Source organism: Corynebacterium afermentans subsp. afermentans (genome assembly GCF_030408355.1).
Lineage (GTDB): Bacteria > Actinomycetota > Actinomycetes > Mycobacteriales > Mycobacteriaceae > Corynebacterium > Corynebacterium afermentans.
This window is the reverse complement of record NZ_CP046606.1, coordinates 914,260-930,791: the sequence shown is the minus strand read 5'-3', so window position 1 is coordinate 930,791 and position 16,532 is coordinate 914,260. Positions and strand designations below refer to the sequence as shown.

12 protein-coding genes are annotated in these 16,532 nt (G+C 65.0%); 5 read left to right on the top strand and 7 right to left on the bottom strand.

Translation table 11 applies throughout. From position 1 onward, the window contains the following. Positions 1-45: 45 nt before the first annotated feature. Entirely contained in the window at positions 46-435 is a 390-nt protein-coding gene (locus CAFEA_RS04440) for a (deoxy)nucleoside triphosphate pyrophosphohydrolase (protein WP_074432044.1), read from the top strand. Continuing rightward, a complete protein-coding gene (locus tag CAFEA_RS04435) occupies positions 435-3,452 on the top strand; it encodes a DEAD/DEAH box helicase (protein ID WP_063937427.1) in 3,018 nt (1,005 codons plus the stop codon). The genes CAFEA_RS04440 and CAFEA_RS04435 overlap by 1 nt, the downstream gene beginning before the upstream one ends. Before the next feature lie 208 nt (positions 3,453-3,660). On the opposite strand, the gene CAFEA_RS04430 is transcribed toward CAFEA_RS04435, so the two are convergent. The 5 genes from CAFEA_RS04430 to CAFEA_RS04410 form a co-directional block, all read right to left on the bottom strand. Next, the gene (locus CAFEA_RS04430) at positions 3,661-4,821 is read right to left on the bottom strand and encodes an ATP-binding cassette domain-containing protein (protein ID WP_063937428.1); all 1,161 of its coding nucleotides are present in this window, start codon (positions 4,819-4,821) and stop codon (positions 3,661-3,663) included. Further along, positions 4,812-5,510 (bottom strand): energy-coupling factor transporter transmembrane component T family protein, encoded by a 699-nt coding sequence (locus CAFEA_RS04425; protein ID WP_253704947.1) that lies wholly within the window; start codon positions 5,508-5,510, stop codon positions 4,812-4,814. The genes CAFEA_RS04430 and CAFEA_RS04425 overlap by 10 nt, the downstream gene beginning before the upstream one ends. Before the next feature lie 15 nt (positions 5,511-5,525). Continuing rightward, positions 5,526-6,326: an ECF transporter S component gene (locus tag CAFEA_RS04420; protein WP_253704949.1), complete on the bottom strand. Its 801-nt coding sequence runs from the start codon at positions 6,324-6,326 to the stop codon at positions 5,526-5,528. Positions 6,327-6,434: 108 nt separating this feature from the next. Continuing rightward, complete coding sequence (locus CAFEA_RS04415) at positions 6,435-7,439, bottom strand: nucleoside hydrolase (protein WP_063937429.1); 1,005 nt, start codon at positions 7,437-7,439, stop codon at positions 6,435-6,437. Next, positions 7,436-8,644 carry an MFS transporter gene (locus CAFEA_RS04410; RefSeq protein ID WP_063937430.1) on the bottom strand — a complete coding sequence of 403 codons (1,209 nt, stop codon included), beginning with the start codon at positions 8,642-8,644 and terminating at the stop codon, positions 7,436-7,438. Before CAFEA_RS04410 ends, CAFEA_RS04415 begins: the two co-directional genes overlap by 4 nt. A 156-nt stretch (positions 8,645-8,800) precedes the next feature. On the opposite strand from CAFEA_RS04410, the gene CAFEA_RS04405 reads away from it, so the two are divergent. After that, positions 8,801-9,325 carry a hypothetical protein gene (locus CAFEA_RS04405; protein ID WP_243427170.1) on the top strand — a complete coding sequence of 175 codons (525 nt, stop codon included), beginning with the start codon at positions 8,801-8,803 and terminating at the stop codon, positions 9,323-9,325. On the opposite strand, the gene CAFEA_RS04400 is transcribed toward CAFEA_RS04405, so the two are convergent. After that, positions 9,322-10,158 carry a hypothetical protein gene (locus CAFEA_RS04400; RefSeq protein ID WP_063937431.1) on the bottom strand — a complete coding sequence of 279 codons (837 nt, stop codon included), beginning with the start codon at positions 10,156-10,158 and terminating at the stop codon, positions 9,322-9,324. The genes CAFEA_RS04405 and CAFEA_RS04400 overlap by 4 nt on opposite strands. Before the next feature lie 103 nt (positions 10,159-10,261). Next, a complete protein-coding gene (locus CAFEA_RS04395) occupies positions 10,262-11,845 on the bottom strand; it encodes a carboxylesterase/lipase family protein (RefSeq protein WP_063937432.1) in 1,584 nt (527 codons plus the stop codon). A gap of 81 nt (positions 11,846-11,926) precedes the next feature. Between CAFEA_RS04395 and CAFEA_RS04390 the strand changes: the two genes are divergently transcribed. Together CAFEA_RS04390 and CAFEA_RS04385 are read left to right on the top strand one after the other, a co-directional pair. Beyond that, positions 11,927-12,814, top strand: a complete 888-nt coding sequence (locus tag CAFEA_RS04390) for a hypothetical protein (RefSeq protein ID WP_063937433.1) — start codon at positions 11,927-11,929, stop codon at positions 12,812-12,814. Next, positions 12,810-16,418 carry an ABC transporter ATP-binding protein gene (locus CAFEA_RS04385; RefSeq protein ID WP_063937434.1) on the top strand — a complete coding sequence of 1,203 codons (3,609 nt, stop codon included), beginning with the start codon at positions 12,810-12,812 and terminating at the stop codon, positions 16,416-16,418. Before CAFEA_RS04390 ends, CAFEA_RS04385 begins: the two co-directional genes overlap by 5 nt. The last annotated feature ends 114 nt before the right edge of the window (positions 16,419-16,532 follow it).

The window sequence follows — 16,532 nt, the reverse complement described above, 5'->3', positions numbered from 1 at the left end:
GCTTGTCGACGTCAGCTTCGCCCGGCTGACGTCTAGGATGTCACCATGGCCAAAAACATCGATGTGGTTGGAGCAGTGATCCTCGACGGCGAACTTGTGTTTGCTGCACAGCGAGGATTGGGCCGATCGATGAGCGGATTGTGGGAGTTTCCCGGCGGAAAGATTGAACCCGGCGAGACTCCGGAACAGGCCCTGCAGCGTGAGCTTTTCGAGGAACTCAGTGTTGAGGTTGATGTATTGGATCGGATCGTGACGAGCCGGCACGAAACCAACTCTGTAGTCATCAACCTCACCACGTACTACTGCACGCTTCGCTCCGGCACCCCGAAGCTTTCCGAGCACCAGGAAATCCGCTGGGTGCCTAAAGCTGAGCTGCACCAACTTGAATGGGCACCAGCCGACATCGAGACTGTTGAACGAGTACAGCAGCAATAATGGATCCTTTGCTTTCCTCGCTGCAACGCGACCTTGAGTACGGCTTCATCGACGAAGCCGTTCTTGCCAACAAGCAAGAAAACCCGGAGCTCATCACCAACGGTGACTCAAACACCATGTACGAGGCGCTCAAGAACGAACTTGAGTTCGCTGATAGTTACGTCTTCTCCGTTGCATTCGTGACGGTCGGCGGTATCGGCGCGCTCAAACAGCAACTCGTTGAGTTTCAAGGCAAGGGCACGATCATCACGTCCTCGTACCAGGACTTCAACGAGCCAGCTGCATTGCGCGAGCTACTAACTCTGGAAAACGTCGATGTCTACGTTATGTCTGAATACGCCCACCATGCCAAGGGCTACATCTTCAATCACGGCGATCATGTCACCGCGCTCGTCGGCAGCTCAAACCTCACGCGCTACGCCCTGATGGAAAACCACGAGTGGAACATCCGAGTTTCCTCGCACCGAAACGGCAACATTGCGTCACAGCTTCAAAGTGGGGTCGACAAGCACCTCGAAAAGGCAGTACCACTGACCGAGGAATGGATCAGCGAGTACGAGCAGAAGAGGGCCAACCGCACAATCGTTTTCACGGAAACTCAACCGATGGAGGTTTCTCCGGAAGGCGAGAAGATTCTTCCAAACCTGATGCAGGTGGAGGCGCTTGAGCAGCTGCAGAGTGTGGTCGACTCCGGCGAAAAACGCGCATTGATCATCTCAGCAACCGGCACGGGAAAGACTATTTTGGCAGCGTTGGCTACGCGCCAGATGAAGCCTTCAAAAACGCTTTTCATCGTGCACCGTGAGCAGATCTTGAAAAAGGCAGCTCAAGAGTTTGCCAAGGTGTTGGAAGTCGACGACTCACAAATCGGTTTCTTCGTGGGAGCGCGGCGAGAGTTAGACAAAGATTTGGTGTTTGCAACGGTTCAGTCTCTTTCACGGAAAGAGAATCTGGCGTCAATCTCGCCGCTCCAGTTCGATCTGGTCATCATCGACGAAGTTCACCGTTCCGGGGCCAAGTCGTACCAGTCGATCCTGAACCACTTCCGCCCCAACTTCACGCTAGGTTTGACCGCCACCCCGGAGCGTACGGATGGGTTTAACGTCTTCGAACTCTTTGGATACAACGTTCCGTACGAGATTCGTCTTGAAGGCGCCCTTGAAAACCGGATGCTCGTCCCCTTCGACTACTACGGCATTGCCGACTACGAATCGGCGCAGGGATCAATCGGAGACAAGTCAAAGCTCAAAGATCTGGTTGCGGAAAGTCGCGTCGAGCACATCGTTGATGCACTGCAGAAATACTCGTTCGCAGAAGGTACGAAAGGCCTAGTGTTCTGCAGTAGTAACGAAGAATCCCGCATCCTCGCGGAAGCACTCTCCTCGCGCACCGCTCACGGCCGTCCGTTGAGAACGAGGAGTCTCTCGGGAGCGGACACGATTGAACAGCGAGAGTCGGTCGTTTCGAAGCTGGAAAATGGCGAGCTCGATTACATCTTCACGGTGGACATTTTCAACGAGGGAATCGACATCCCCTCGGTGAATGTGATCGTCCTGCTCCGAAGCACTGAATCCTCAATTATTTTCACGCAACAACTAGGACGCGGGTTGCGAAAGTCCGCCGACAAGCACTCGCTGCGCGTCATCGATTTTATTGGTAACTACGCGAACAACTACCTCATTGCTATTGCTCTCACCGGAAACAAGACTGGCCGCAAGCCAAAGATTCTCGACGACGTCAACGACCCTCGCCCAAAAGCCGGGTCTTCCACGGTGAGCTTCGACAAGGTCTCCGCCGCTCGAGTAATCGAGTCTCTGCAAAAGGCCCGTATCACCGGAGTTAAAGCGAAGCGCGAAGCCATCGCCGAGTTAAAGTACCGGCTCGGCCGGATTCCGAGGCTCGTCGATTTCCTTTACCACGAGTCCATGGATCCGTCTGTGCTGTGCGCAACCGATCAACACACCCGAAACTACTGGTCGCTTTTGTACAAATTGAAGGAAGTTAACTCTGCGCCCTCCCGCGAAGAAGACGGCTTCCTCTCCCTCATCGCCGCGGAGCTGCTCAACGGAAAACGACCGCAGGAACTTCTTCTTCTCTCCGAACTTGTGCGCCGCGGACCTAAAGGGACGCTTTCCGCACACGACTTCAAGACCGCAATTGAGGAGTACTCACCGGAGCTTGATTCCTCGGCTAACCTCATGCAGTCGGTAGAGCTCGTTTTGAACCTGGACTGGTTCACGAAGGCTGCTGCCCAACGCTATGGGGGTAGTCCACTCGCTGTCCGCACAAGCAGCGGTTTTCAGCTCGGTGAGCGGTTCTCAGAGTTGTACTTCTCCTACGACGAGCAACACCCGAACCCGGAAGTCAGTTTCCGCTCCCACATTGATGACCTCATCGAAACTGGCCTCCTCGTCAACCGGCGCCAGTACCGCCAGAGCGACATGTTCGTCCGAGGGAAAACGTACACCCGAAAAGACGCAGCAAGACTCCTCAACTGGCATCACAATAGGGAGTCCACGATCTACGGGTACGCGGTGGATTCAAACACCAACACTTGCCCGATCTTCGTCACCTACCACAAGGACGCCGATGTCCTGGCGAGCCACCGATACGACGACACATTCATTGACCAATCCACAATGCAATGGTTCTCCAAGAGCAATCGGACGCTGAAGAGCAACGAACTCCAGCCAATCTTGGATGGCTCCGCCGACCTCCACCTCTTTGTGAAGCGAGAAGACGCAGACGGCTTGGAGTTTTACTACCTCGGGCAAGCTGAAGTCAGGCACGCCGAAGAGCGGCACATGACTGGAAACAAAGATGAATTGCTCGACGTGGTGGTCATGAGGTTGGGATTAGACGAACCTGTCCGTGCCCCGCTGTACAAGGCACTCACCACAAACAAGCGCTCGAGCATCCAGGATCCGTTTGATGACGGCATGAAGGCGGAACGCCACCGAAACCCTGGCCACATGGTCAGAGAAGATTCGGAAGGCAAACGTCATTTGGAGCAGTAAGTCTCCCCTTCAAAGCCAGCTTCTCCTTGAAGAATCAGGCCGGTTCGCGGCTTTTCTTCTGCTGAGGTTCCTCGGGTTATTGCGGGTCGCCCGGAAGGTTGAGGAGACGGCGTGCTGGTCCATGTCACAGCATCTCCGCCGTCAGCAGCCTCCGTTTTTGGGTCCCATTGGCCGGGCACTAACGACCTCGAAACGCAGGGTACTGCGGTTACTGCTCTGCCCTCGGAAGAAAAATGTTTTCCACCGCCGCGTACTCCCCCGCCTCCGCGGCGAAGCTCTCGTCGTGGCAGGTGAAGATCACGGCCTGTCCGCGGCGCAGACCTTGGGCGATGAGGGCGTGGGCGCGGTCGCGGGAGGGGGCGTCGAGGCCGACGTCGGGCTCGTCGAGGAGCACGAGCGGGCGATGTTGGGCGAAGACCTGGGCGAGCTGGGCCAGGCGCAGGTGGGCGGCCGGAAGGTCGAGCGGGTGGGTCTCCGGGTCGAGGCCGAGCGCGACAACGACGTCCGGGTCGCCGACGAACTCCCCCACCGTGGATTCGGCGAGCTGGTCGGCGGCGCGCTGCAGCGCGAGGGAGACGCCGAGAGCAAGCCCCGGGTTGCCGTCGAGGCCGGCCATCGCGCGCAGCAGCGTGGTCTTGCCGGCGCCGTTGTCGCCGCGCAGCCACAGCGCCTGGCCCGGGCGCACTCTCAGGTGGATAGGCCCGGCGGTGAAGGTGGGCTGCTCGGTGGCGCGGAACTGCCACCACTTGCGGGGTTTTCCGCCGCGGGTTGCGGTGATCTCGCCGAGGTCGATCGGATTACCGGTGGGCTCCACGCGTGGGGGCAGGCTGGGCTCGTGGGTGGGAGGAGATGTGGGAGAAAGGATGCCGGCGGAAAGCGAGAGCTTGGCTGCGTTGAGGCGGGGGCGGTTGCCTAGCACCACGATGCGTGACGGCAGGGCTTCGAGTAGGCGGATGATGTGGGTGGCGGAGGTGGGGTCGAGGCCGGCGAAGGGGACGTCGAGAAGCAATAGCTCCGGCTCGAGAACCGCGACCGCAGCGATGGCCAGGCGGCGTGTTTGGCCGCCGGAGAGTTGTGAGGGGTGCCGCTCGGCAAGCTCGGTCAGACCCGCGGCGCTGAGGACGCGCTCGCAGCGGCGCCGCATCTCCGGGATGGGTGTGCCGCGCTGCTCGAGGCCGAGCGCGACCTCTTCGATGACCGTGTCGCGCAGGTAGGACACGTGCGCGGTGGCGTCCTGCTGGACCACGGCCGCGCCCGGCCACTCGTTGTGCGCCTGGGCGGCGAGTGTGGTCAGACCCGCACCGGAATTGCCGATGACCTCGACGGTGTGGTGCTGGTCGAGTGTTTGGGTCAGCGGCGTTAGATCCATAGGACCACCGCCACGCAGGTAAGCGGGACAAGGATGCGGGCGGCGCGCTGGGCGGGGCTGTCGTGGACCGGGCGCAGGACGGTGCGGGGGCCGGTGAGGTCGTAGCCTGCAGTCTCCAGGGCCTGGCCGCGGGCGCCGGCCTGGGTGAGCAGCTCCGTGAGTACGGGCATGATCAGGTGCGGGACGACGGTTTTGGCTTTGATCGGTCGCTGCTTGAGGCGGTTGGCGTCGCGCGTGATGCGTGCGCGGTGCGCGCCCTGGGGGCCGAGCTGCAGCGTGGTGCCGGCGATGTAGCCGATGCGGTTGCCGCCCTTTGTGCTCTGCAGGGCCTTGGCCAGATCCGGCGTGCGAGTCCACGCCACGGCGGCGAGCAGGCACGCCACCAACGCGGTGAAACGAGCGGTGAGGTGCGCGGCATCCGCGAGCCCGTCGGAGGTGAGCAGCGGGGCGATTTTGTGCTCGCCGTAGGGCGCGTGGATGAGCACCATCGACGCGGCGACGGGCGCGGCGATGATTACTGTGGCCGCCACGACGGACGGGTTGCGGGTGCGACAGGTGCCGGCGGCGAGGGCCACAGCGATGATGGCGAGCGAGGCCCGCGGAGTATTCAGCCCCAGCGCCAGGATCCAGCCGGACGCGCCGACGGCCAAAGCGGTCAGCGGGTTCAGGCGGGTGTGTGGCTGGGACACTGGGGTTGCTTGGGGTTACTTGCTCTGCGGGTTGCTCTGCGGGGCGAAGGTGGCGACAGTGCGCTTGGGCAGCGCCTTGACCGTGAAGTACGCCACCAGCATGACAATGACCTTGTCCACCGGGTCGGAGATGAACGCCTGGGTGGTCACGGATGCGATGAGCGAGCCGCCCATCTCGCGGAACAGGCTGACCAGCGCGCCGGTGCCCACACCAGCGGTGCCGCCGTAGACGTATGCGGCCACAGGGGCTGCGACCACGCCGCCGACAACGCCGAGCACCAGGCCGAAACCGATCACGGTGGCGATGTTGCGCAGCGCGTTGAAACGGTGGATGAACACGCCGGCCAGCCAACCGACGAGCGCCGCACCCGCGGCGAACGGCAGCGCCGCCGGGTTGAGCAGGCCCCACACGACGTTGTTCAGCGCGCCGGTGGCCATGCCCGCGACCGGGCCTGCCAAGGCCGCGACGAGCACGGTGCCCACGGAGTCCAGGTACAGCGGCAGGCCGATGGAACCGACGATCTCGCCAACGACAGAGTTGATGATGATCGCGATCGGGATCAGACCCAGCGTGCGCGCCGGCAGCACGGGGATCACCGCGGCCAGCAGCAAGATGGTGCCGATGCCGTAGCCGGCAAGCAGCGCGATGCCCTGGCCGGAGCCGGTGACCTGGTCCCAATCCGCCGGGTGGACGAGGACGAAGTAGAGCCAGGTGGCGGCGATAAACAGGGTGCCTGCGACGGCGAGGGCGCGGCGGGCGGGGGTCCATTCGGCCTTCTGCGCGGCCTGCGCGGCCGGGGTGGTTGCGTGTGACATGGGTGCTCCGAGTGGTGCGCGGAAAACGGGAAGGTGCAGCCCTTCTCGCCTATGTCACCTCGGCTGGGCTATCGGTTCGGAAAGTGTAGCAGGGGGAGTTTTCCCGGCCTAGTCGTCGGCGCGCAGGTGGCGCAGCTCCACAATCTCGGCGTCGCCGGCGGCGGCCTTGGCGTGCACCTCGCAGGCCCAGTCGAAGCGTTCCCAGGCGGCGGTGATGGCCTCGTCGGTGACGTCGGTGACCAGGCGCGCGTTCGGGTCGCGCTCCCAAATACCACGCAGATCCGCCACCGAGGTGCCGCGCATGAGCTCGGAGTCGGCCTCCACGTCGACGGTGGTCTCGGTCGCCTGGTAATCCACCAGGTCAAGAGCGATGAGCACGGTGAGCAAGTCGTGGATCTGAGCCTGATAGCCCTCGCCGACGTCTTCGTGGAACTCGAAGTAGAACCGAGTGATCGCCTCGAGATGCTCGGCGAGCGGGGAGCCGCCAAGCTTATCGACGAACTCCGCCAACGCCTCCGGACCGAGCAACATCCGCTCTGTCACGCCGAGCGAGCACAGTGTGATCGGCACCGGTGTCATGGCGAACACGTCGGCGGCGGCGTGCGGGTCCACCCAGAAGTTCCACTCCGCGCTGGGCGTGGTGTTGCCCGGGTAATGCACTGCTCCGCCCATCACGGTGATGTGCTTGAGCTTTTGAAAATGCTCCGGGTGGGCGTGGGCAAAGGCGGCCAGGTTGGTCAAAGGCCCCGTGACGATGAGGTGCAAATCCTCGGTGCCGCGCTCGATGGAGTCGATCCACAGCGCGTCCCAGTCGTGCTCCACGTGGCGCTCGGGCGCGGTGGCGTAGCCCAAGCCGGTCTCCCCGTGGGTTTCCGGCGTGGTGGTCAGCTCCACCTCGAGCGGCCCGGGCAGGCCCGCGGCCAGCGAGATGATGGGCAGACCGCTCAGTCCCAGGATCCAGGCGCCGTTCTGGGCGCATTGTTCGGCGGGGACGTTGCCGGAGGTCGTCGTGAGGCAATCGAGCTCTATGAGCCCCGCGTGGGCCGCGGCGGTGAGGAAGATGATTGCGTAGGTGTCGTCGATGCCGGGGTCGCAATCCAGGATGACTCTCACGGTTTTGTTTCCTTTCCGGCGACAAGCCAAATGATTAACGTGGCGGCGCACACCGCCCCGCACATGCCGAACGCGGCCTGGAAGCCCGCCGCCTCCGCGACCGTGCCGAGCAGCACCGGCGCGAGGATCGAGCCGGCATCCTGCGTCATTTGATACGTGGACAGCACTGTACCGCCGGAGCGCTCGTTGCCGATGATGTCCGCGAGCGTGGCCTGGGTGGCGGGGCTCATCAGGCCCGCGCCGATGCCTGCGGCGGCGGAGAGTAGCACGAGCGGCCAGAAACTGGTGGCACCGCCAAGGAGTGCCGTGAACACGCCCGAGGTGGCAAGACCCGCGGCGACCAGCGGACGGCGGCCGAGGCTGTCGGCGAGGCGGCCGGAGAACTGCAGAGTCACGGCCATGCCGAACGCGAAGGCGGTCAGCGCAAACCCGGCGGCCGCTCCCCCGCGCTCAAACACGGCCGCAGCGAACAGCGGCAAGATGGCCACTCGCGAGCCCATGTTGACAAAGCCGTTGGTAAAACCGGCGGCCAGCAGCGCCTTGTAGGTGGAGCTCTGCCACGCCTGGCGCACGCGCATCTTCGGCTTCGCTGCGGGCAGCGGCTCGGAGCCCGGCTTTGGCTGGGTCAGCGCGCCGACGGCAACCGCCGCGCCCGCCACCGCGATGCCGTAAATGACAAACGGTGCGCGGAAACCCAGGAAAGACAACGCGGCGCCGATGACCGGGCCGACGACGTTGCCGACCAGAAACGCGGAGGCGTACAGCGCGTTGGCACGCCCGCGGATGGACGGGTGCGTCACGCGCACGATCAACGCCTGCGCCGACAGAGTGAACATGGTGGAGCCGAACCCGGCGATAAACCGCAGGGCGAGGATCTGCCAATATGCCTGCGCGAAGGCCACGAAGAACGTGGAGGCGGCAACGATAAGCAAGCCGGTGAGGTAGATCGGGCGGGAGCCAAGCCTATCGACGAGCCGGCCGGCCCCCGGAGCCCCCAGAAGGCGCGCCAGTGCGAAAATGGAGGTGACCGCTCCGGCGGCCGCCATGGACACGCCGAAGCTGCCGGCGAACTGCGGGAGCACTGGGGCGATGAGCCCGTAGCCGAGGGCGATGATGAACGCGGCGCCGACAAGCACCCAGATCGTGCGCGGGATCTTCGGCTGGGTGCGCGGCGTCTGCTGTTGAGTTGGATTGTCGGCGTTCATTGCTGGCTAGGGTACATCGCCAGGTGGGGTGGTCTGATTTGGCAATGTGGCAAATATTTTCCGCAATGGCATATCACCCCTGGCAGCCAACCAGAATTCGACCGTGTGTTCGATTGCCGGGTCGGTGATGTCGACGGGCTTCATAGTGTGTGCGCCATGAAGTTCACCACGAAGAATCCGCTGCGAAGCGTCAGCCGAAACGACATGTCCCACTCCCCCGTCTCCACCCCGGAATCCCTCGCCGAGGTCATCCGCGAGCGCCACCCGGAAATCATCGAGTCCGCACAGGCCGTCATGCACCACCCGCGGTCGCTGTCCCGGCCCACCGCCGCGTGGCGCCCACCGGTGCTCACACTGCCGCGGGTGGCCAACGGGCCACAGCTGACATTGGCCGTGACCCGGCGCAGGGTCGGCCCACGGGCGCGGGCCCGGATACAGGGCTACGGAGGCAGCCAGGTGCCGGCGTACCTGATTGAGGTCCGTATTGCGGACACGACCGGCAGCGTGGTTGACACCGTGCTCACCGAAGCGTGGGTGCGCGCACTGCTCCCCGACGACAGCGCCCACGCGGTCCATGAGCTGGCTGGGACACGCACGGCGAACTACGTCTGGCTCGTCGACGGGACCTTCACGCCGATCGCGTCACCGTCGTCGATGTTCGAGGGGCTTCGCGCGGCCTAACGGCGAGGGCTGGGGTCCTCGTCGTCGGCGTCTGCGTCGTCCGTGTCGTCTTCGTCGTAGTCGACATCGTCAACGTCATCGTCATCGTCGTCTTCGTCGTCCTGGCCGAACAGGTCGTAGACCTCGGGCTCGTCGTACTCGTCGTCCACGGGCAAAAGCTGCGACTCCCAGTCCTCGGCCTGGTCGGCGGCGAGCGAAAGCACGTCGAAAAGCCGGTCAAAGTCCGTGAAGCTGCCCAGCTCGAGGCGCTCGGCGTCGACGAGCGCCTCGTCGTGGATAGCGTCGAAGAGACGGGCGCGGTCCTCCTCGGTCAGCTCCGCGTCGCCGTCGGACTCCCAGAGCTCACCTTCGGCGTCGTCGAGCACGTCGTCGTAATCCTCGGGCAGCGCGATGAAGGTGACCTTGGCGTGCGGGGTGCCGTCGACGGTGTCGATGGTGACCAGCAGCTCAGCGTTGTCACCCACCTCGGCGCGCACCTGCTGCGGGTTCACGTGGTCCTGGAAAAACTCTAGGTCGCCGATGCGCTCGTCGGTGCCCTCCAGCAGGTCGCGCAGCACGGTGATCACCTGGTCGGTCGCTATATGCTCCGCAACCGCGGCCACGGCGTCCTCCACGGAGAAGACCACGGCCACCAACACGGCCTCGAAATCCTCGTCGTCCTCGTCCACGTCCGCGGCCGCGATGTAGACGTTGGCGGCCGGCAAGTGCGGGTCAATTTCTACGAACTGGATCTCCAGTGCTGCGGTCATGGGCACGAACATGGTGTCCCCGCCCACGCGGGACTCGATGCCTTCGCGGTCGAGCGCCGCTGCAATGTCCTCGAAAAAGCTCATGTCTGTGGTTCCTTCCACGTCGCGCCGTCGGGCTGGCTTGCCGCAACGCGGACAAGCCTAGCCACGAATGCCCGCAAATGCGTGGGACTTCGCCGACGCGCCGCTAGTCGTCGCCCCACGCCGGATGCGCAGCCCCCAACAGGGACGCCGCGGAATTCATCAGATCCTGGCGGTGGGTGCCCCACTCGCGCATGTCAAAGCTCTCCCAGGCCCTGCGCTGCACCGCCTTCGGGTCCCACTCCACGTGCATCCCCGCGTCGAACACGGCGGTGGCGCGGCCCGGCTTATCGTCGGAGCGGAAGCCGTACACGGGCCACTCCTCCCCCGGCGCGCCAGTGTGGAAAAACTTGCCCCAGTGGTGCTGCATGACGCGGCTGACCTCCGCAAACCCCTCGGATCCGCCGAAAACGTCCCACCGCGAGGCCTTCGTTGCGTTCGGCTCGCCGAACACCGCACCCAAGTCCGAGGTGTGCATCGCACCCAACCCCAGCATGCGCATCGCCGCGGAGGCGTAATCGAAGCGGTACATCCAAGTCTTTGCCTTTCGACGGTGCGCCGTCGCCAGGATCACCGTCGGCGCCCAGAACACCGCATCCGCGATGAGATCGGCGTAGTCGCCCCGCCCGCCCGCGTAGCCGTAGGCGCGCAGCACCGCCTGAGAATTGTCTGGGTCGAACGCCTCCAGCGCCCGGCGCGCAGCGCGCTGGCGGGCCTTCGTGGTCTGGTAGATGGCCTTGGCAAAGCTGGCTTCATCCGAGTTCGTGCCCACGATCAGCGGCACGGTGGCCTGCTCGCCGGCCTCGAAGGTGTCGATGGGGTGGGCGGTAAGCGTGTCGCCGTCCACGGTGGGCATGAAGCTGGTGTTGAGCTGCACCAGTTCCTTGGAGTTCAGCAGCATCGACTGCCCGGCGCGCACGAGCTCTTCTGCGCTGGTGGCGCGCATATCCTCCAGTGTGGTGGTGCGCGGCAGGCCCATCCGGGTAGCCAGTTCGCGCACCCACATGGCGGCTTGGAGGCGCGAGTGCACGCTGGCCGGCGGCGGCGACTGCGCCACCGCCCCGTGGAACAACCCGCGGGCGGCTGGGGCGCACATGAGGTGCACCACGGCCGCTCCTCCGGCGGATTCGCCCATGATGGTCACCCGGTTCGCATCCCCGCCGAAGTTGGCGATGTTCGCGCGCACCCACTCCAGCGCCAGGATCTGGTCCAAAAGCGCGGGCGTGGCCACGCAGTCGTGGCCGAGCGAGCGGAAGTCCAGGTAGCCAAGCACACCGAGGCGGAAATTCACGGAAACGTACACCACCTTGGTAGCGTCTGCGAGCAAATGCCCCTGCAGCACCTTCTCGTTGCTTGCGCCGGTGACGAAGGTGCCGCCGTGGAAGTAGACCACCACCGGCAATTCTTCGTCCGTGTCCGGGCGCACGATGTCGAGGGTGAGGCAGTCCTCGCTGCCGATGACCATGTCGCGCCAGCCGAACGTGCCTTGCATGGCCGGCGGGGCGAACCGGGAGGCGTCGTAAAGCCCCTGCCACTTCTCGGCGGGTTGGGGCGCGCGGAAGCGGCCGGTGCTCGCGGTGGATGCGCCGAACGGCACGCCGCGCCAGGTGCGCATGCCGGAGCGCTCGTCCACCACTCCGCGGACCTTGCCCGCGGTGGTGTCTGCGACAGGGTGCTCGGCGGCAGTCATGGTCTCAAGCGTAGACGGATGTGCGCGAAGTCCAACTATGCTGGATCGACGTAAATCAGACCATTAGCGAAAGAGCACACGATGTTTGGCACCAAGAAGAAGTCCAAGGATCTGGCCGTGCGCCAGGAGATCGATGAGGCGCTGCGCGAGGACCCGACGCAGCTGGAAAAGGACGCTGGCCCGCTGGGGCGGGCGTTTATCGGCGCGGTGGATAAGGCGGTGCAGCTGCAGACCTCCACCATCCGCACCTACGTGGACTGGCTGCGCCGCCAGAACCCGGACGCCACGCCGGCCGAGATTCAAAAGCTGATGGACAAGCATCTGAAAAACACCGTCACCGGCACCGGCGCGGGTGTGGGCGCCGCAGCTGCCGTGCCCGGCATCGGCCTGTTCGCTGGCGCGGCCGCGGTCGCGGGTGAATCCGTGCTGTTTTTAGACCTCGCGGCGTTCTACGCCGTCGCGTCCGCCTACCTGCGCGGTGAAGACATCGCCGACCCGGAGCGGCGCCGCACGCTCGTGCTGTCGCTGCTGATGGGCACGAAGGGGCTGGCGATTGTGGACGCCATGCTCGGCGACGACGCCGGCAAAATCCCCGGCAAGTCCACGCTGGCAAAGTTCTCCGGGCCGACGCTGGCGAACACGAACAGCGTGCTGGAGCGCATCGCCACGCGCTCCATACGCAAGACGCTGCGGCGTGCGTGGCTGGGCAAGCTCATGCCGCTGGGCATCGGCGCGATCGCCGGCACCACCGCCAACCGCAAGCTTGCAGACGGCGTGATCGACAACGTGCAGTCCGGCCTGTCAGCGATGCCGGCCGCGTTTGCCTCCCCGCTGCCGGAGAAGGACACCGACGAGGACGGCAAGGGCCTGAGCCTGAACCCGAAGGAGTTCGCGGCCTGGATCCTGCGCCAGTTCAAGGACGATAAGAAGGACGACAAGGAAGACACGAAGGACGGCGGCGACAATTAACCCCCTGCTCACCAGATCCCTCCGCGCCAACCGCGCGCCTGCGACAGCCGCGTTCATCGCGGCCGCGCTCGCCGCAGTGTTCCAAACGGCGGTGCCGGCGCTGACAGGCCGCGCGGTGGACATCGCCACCGGTAACGCGGAGGGATCGGTGACGCGCACGGCGTGGTTGATGGTCGCCGTCGCCGCAGCCACCTACGGCTTAAGTTTCACCCGCCGCGTGACGGCGGGCCGGCTGGCATCCAGCTCACAGCACTGGCTGCGCACCGAGATCCTGCGCACCCTGCACCGCCTCGACGGACCTGGCCACGACAAGATTGTCACCGGGCAGATCGTCTCGCGCTCCATCTCGGATCTGAACATGTACCAGATGGTGTTAGACACCCTGGCCATGATGCTCACCCGCACCGTGCAACTTGTGCTCACGCTTGCGGTGATGCTGTACATGGACGTCCCGCTGACGCTGATGTCCCTGGCGTTGTTGCCGCTGATCCTGTGGGAGGCCAACCGCTCACGCAAAACGCTCTACGCCGCCACGTGGGTCAACCAGCACGCCACCGCGGAGCTGGCGGAGCACGTCGAGCAGACCGTCTCCGGCGTGCGCGTGGTCAAAGCGTTCGGCCAGGAGCAGCGCGAGATCGACCAGCTGGATCAGCTGGGCCGCCACCTGTACGCGGTGAAGATGCGTGCGGCGAAGCTCACGGCGCGGTTCCAGCCGATCCTGTCCCAGCTGCCCAAGGTCGCGTTGGTGGTCACCATCATCGCCGGCGGCATGCTGGCTATCCGCGGGCAGATCACCATCGGCCAGTTCGTCGCGTTCACGGCATATCTGACCTCCATGACGTCGATGCTGTCCATGCTGACCAACCAGTACGTGCGGCTGCAGATGGGCATGAGCTCATTCGACCGCCTCGACGACGTGCTCAAGCTCGCCCCCGCCCGCGAAGCCACCGGCGGCCCCGCGGAGGGCGCGGGCCTGCGCTTCGACAACGTGCGCTCTACCACCGGCGGCAACCCGGTGCTCAACGGCTTTTCGCTCACCGTGCGCCCGGGTGAGACGGTCGCGCTCGTCGGCCCGCCCGGCGCGGGCAAAACCATGGCCGTCCAGCTCGCCGGCGGCTTCTACCAGCCGGATTCCGGAAGCGTCGAGCTTCTCGACGGCTCCGCCTCCCCCGCCGCCTTACGCCGCAAAGTCCTGTGCGTGTTCGACGAGGCGTTTTTGTTCTCCTCGTCCGTGCGCGAGAACATCGCCATGGGTACAGATCTTCCGCCCGATCAGCTCGACGCCGCCGTGCGCGAAGCGGCGCGGCTGGCCTGCGCCGACGAATTCATCGAGCGTCTACCCGACGGCTACGACACCGAAGTCGGCGAGCGCGGCCTGACCTTATCCGGCGGGCAGCGCCAACGCATCGCCCTGGCGCGTGCGCTTATGGCGAAACCCGAGGTGCTCGTGCTCGATGACGCCACCAGCGCCATCGACGCGGTCACCGAGGCGCAGATTTTGGCCAACCTGCGCGACGAGCTCAGAAACGTCGCGGTGCTCACCGTCGCGCACCGGCAGTCCACGGTGGATCATGCGGATATGGTGGCGGTGGTCGACCGCGGAGTCGTCGTCAAGCAAGGCCGCCGCGACGAGGTTGTGCAGAGCCCGGAGTACCTGGCCACCATGTCCGCCGACACGCCGACGCAGCTGCCCGCCGCCCCGACGCACGACGAGCTGTGGCCCGAGGCGGCCGAGCCGGAGCGCGAGCGTGTGATCGTGCCCACCACTGGGCGCGCGTCCACGGTCAACGCCACCCCGGAGCTGCTCGCGCGGGTGGAGAAACTCCCAGAGGCCACCGAGCAGCCGGACTTAAGCGAGAAGCGCCTGGAGCAGCTGCGCACCCCGTCCAGCGACTTCCACGTGCGCGAGCTGTTCCGCGCGGTGCGCTGGCTCATCGCCGGCACCGTCGCCCTGCTGGTGGTCGGCGTGCTGGCAGACCTGGCGTTTCCCACCCTCGTGCGCGCGGCTGTGGACCGCGGCATCGCGGGTGCCGACCAGGCCAGCCTGATCCGCACCGGACTGATCGCGCTGGCCGTAGTGACGGTGGCGTGGGCGTCCATGACCGTGATGACGGTGCTGTCGTCGCGCTCCGGCGAGCGTCTCCTCTACGGCCTGCGCCTGCGCTCGTATGCGCACCTGCAGCAGCTGGGCTTAAGCTTTTTCGAGTCGCGCCTGTCCGGCAAGATCATGACGCGCATGACCACGGACATCGACACCCTGTCCAGCTTCCTGCAAACCGGGCTGGCCCAAGCCATCGTCGCGGTCGGCTCGCTTGCCGGTGTGACGGTGATGCTGGTGGCCACCGACGGCCAGCTCGCCCTGGTCGCGTTTGCCGCAATGCCCGTCATCGCGCTGGCCACCTGGGGGTTCAGGCACTTCTCCAAGCGCTTCTACGCCGCCTCGCGCGCGCAGATCTCCGCGGTCAACGGCGAGTTCGCCGAGCTGATCGGCGGCATCCGAGTCACCCAGACCCACCTCGCCCAAGACCACTTCGAGTCGCGTTTCGCGGAAATGAGCGACACCTACCGCCGCATCCGCATGCGCTCGGTGCGCCTGGTGGGCCTGTACTTCCCCGGCATGCAGTTCGTCTCCCAAATTATGACCGCGGTGATCATCGGCGTCGGCGCCACCCGCATCGCTAACGGCACGCTGTCGGTCGGCGTGCTTGTCGCCTTCACCATGTACTTAAGCCAGCTCTACGGCCCCATCCAGCAGCTGGGACAAATCTTCGACTCCTGGCAGCAAGCCACCGTCAGCTTCGACCGCATCCGCGAACTGCTCGCCGAGCGCACCACCGTCCCAGACACCGGCTCGCGCCTCGGTGCGCACACCGCGGCGTCCGGGAAGCTTGTGCTTGACGACGTCACCTTCGGCTACTCACCGGACTCAGAGCCAGTCATCGACGGGATGGAGCTTGCCCTTTCGCCCGGCTCCACGGTGGCGTTGGTGGGGCCGACGGGCGCGGGCAAGTCAACCGTCGTCAAGCTGCTGGCCCGCTTCTACGACCCGACCGATGGCACCGTGCGCGCGTCGGGGACGAACATTGCCGAGTTTCCGCTCGCGGAGTGGCGGCGCGCGCTCGCACAGGTGCCGCAGGAGTCCTACCTCTTCCCCGGCACCGTCGCGGACAACATCGCCTACGGCACCGCCGACGCCACGGACGCTGAAGTGCAGGCCGCGGTAGAGCGCATCGGCGCGCTCGGCGTGATCGGCACCATCCCCGGCGGCTTCAACGCGCGGGTCGGCGAACGCGGCCGGGGCCTAAGTTCCGGGCAGCGCCAAATCATCGCGCTCGCCCGCGCCGAGATGCTCACACCCGCGGTGCTGCTTTTAGACGAAGCCACCGCCACCCTCGACCCCGCCACCGAACGCGCCGTCCTCGACGCCTCCGATCGCGCGATGGCCGGCCGCACCTCCGTCGTCGTCGCGCACCGGCTCGCCACCGCCGCGCGCGCCGACCGAATACTCGTGATTGATGAAGGACGTATCATTGAAGACGGCTGCCACGAGGACCTCATCTCCGCAGGCGGAAGATATGCCCATATGTGGGCTGTTAACCGATAACGGGGGTGAAACACAAGGCCCCCGTGGAGAGGAACAACCCAAGTTAGCGCTCTACCAGCGCCGACGATTACAGTCAAAGAAACGTTCCGCGAACACAACCCAGAAGGAAGGCGA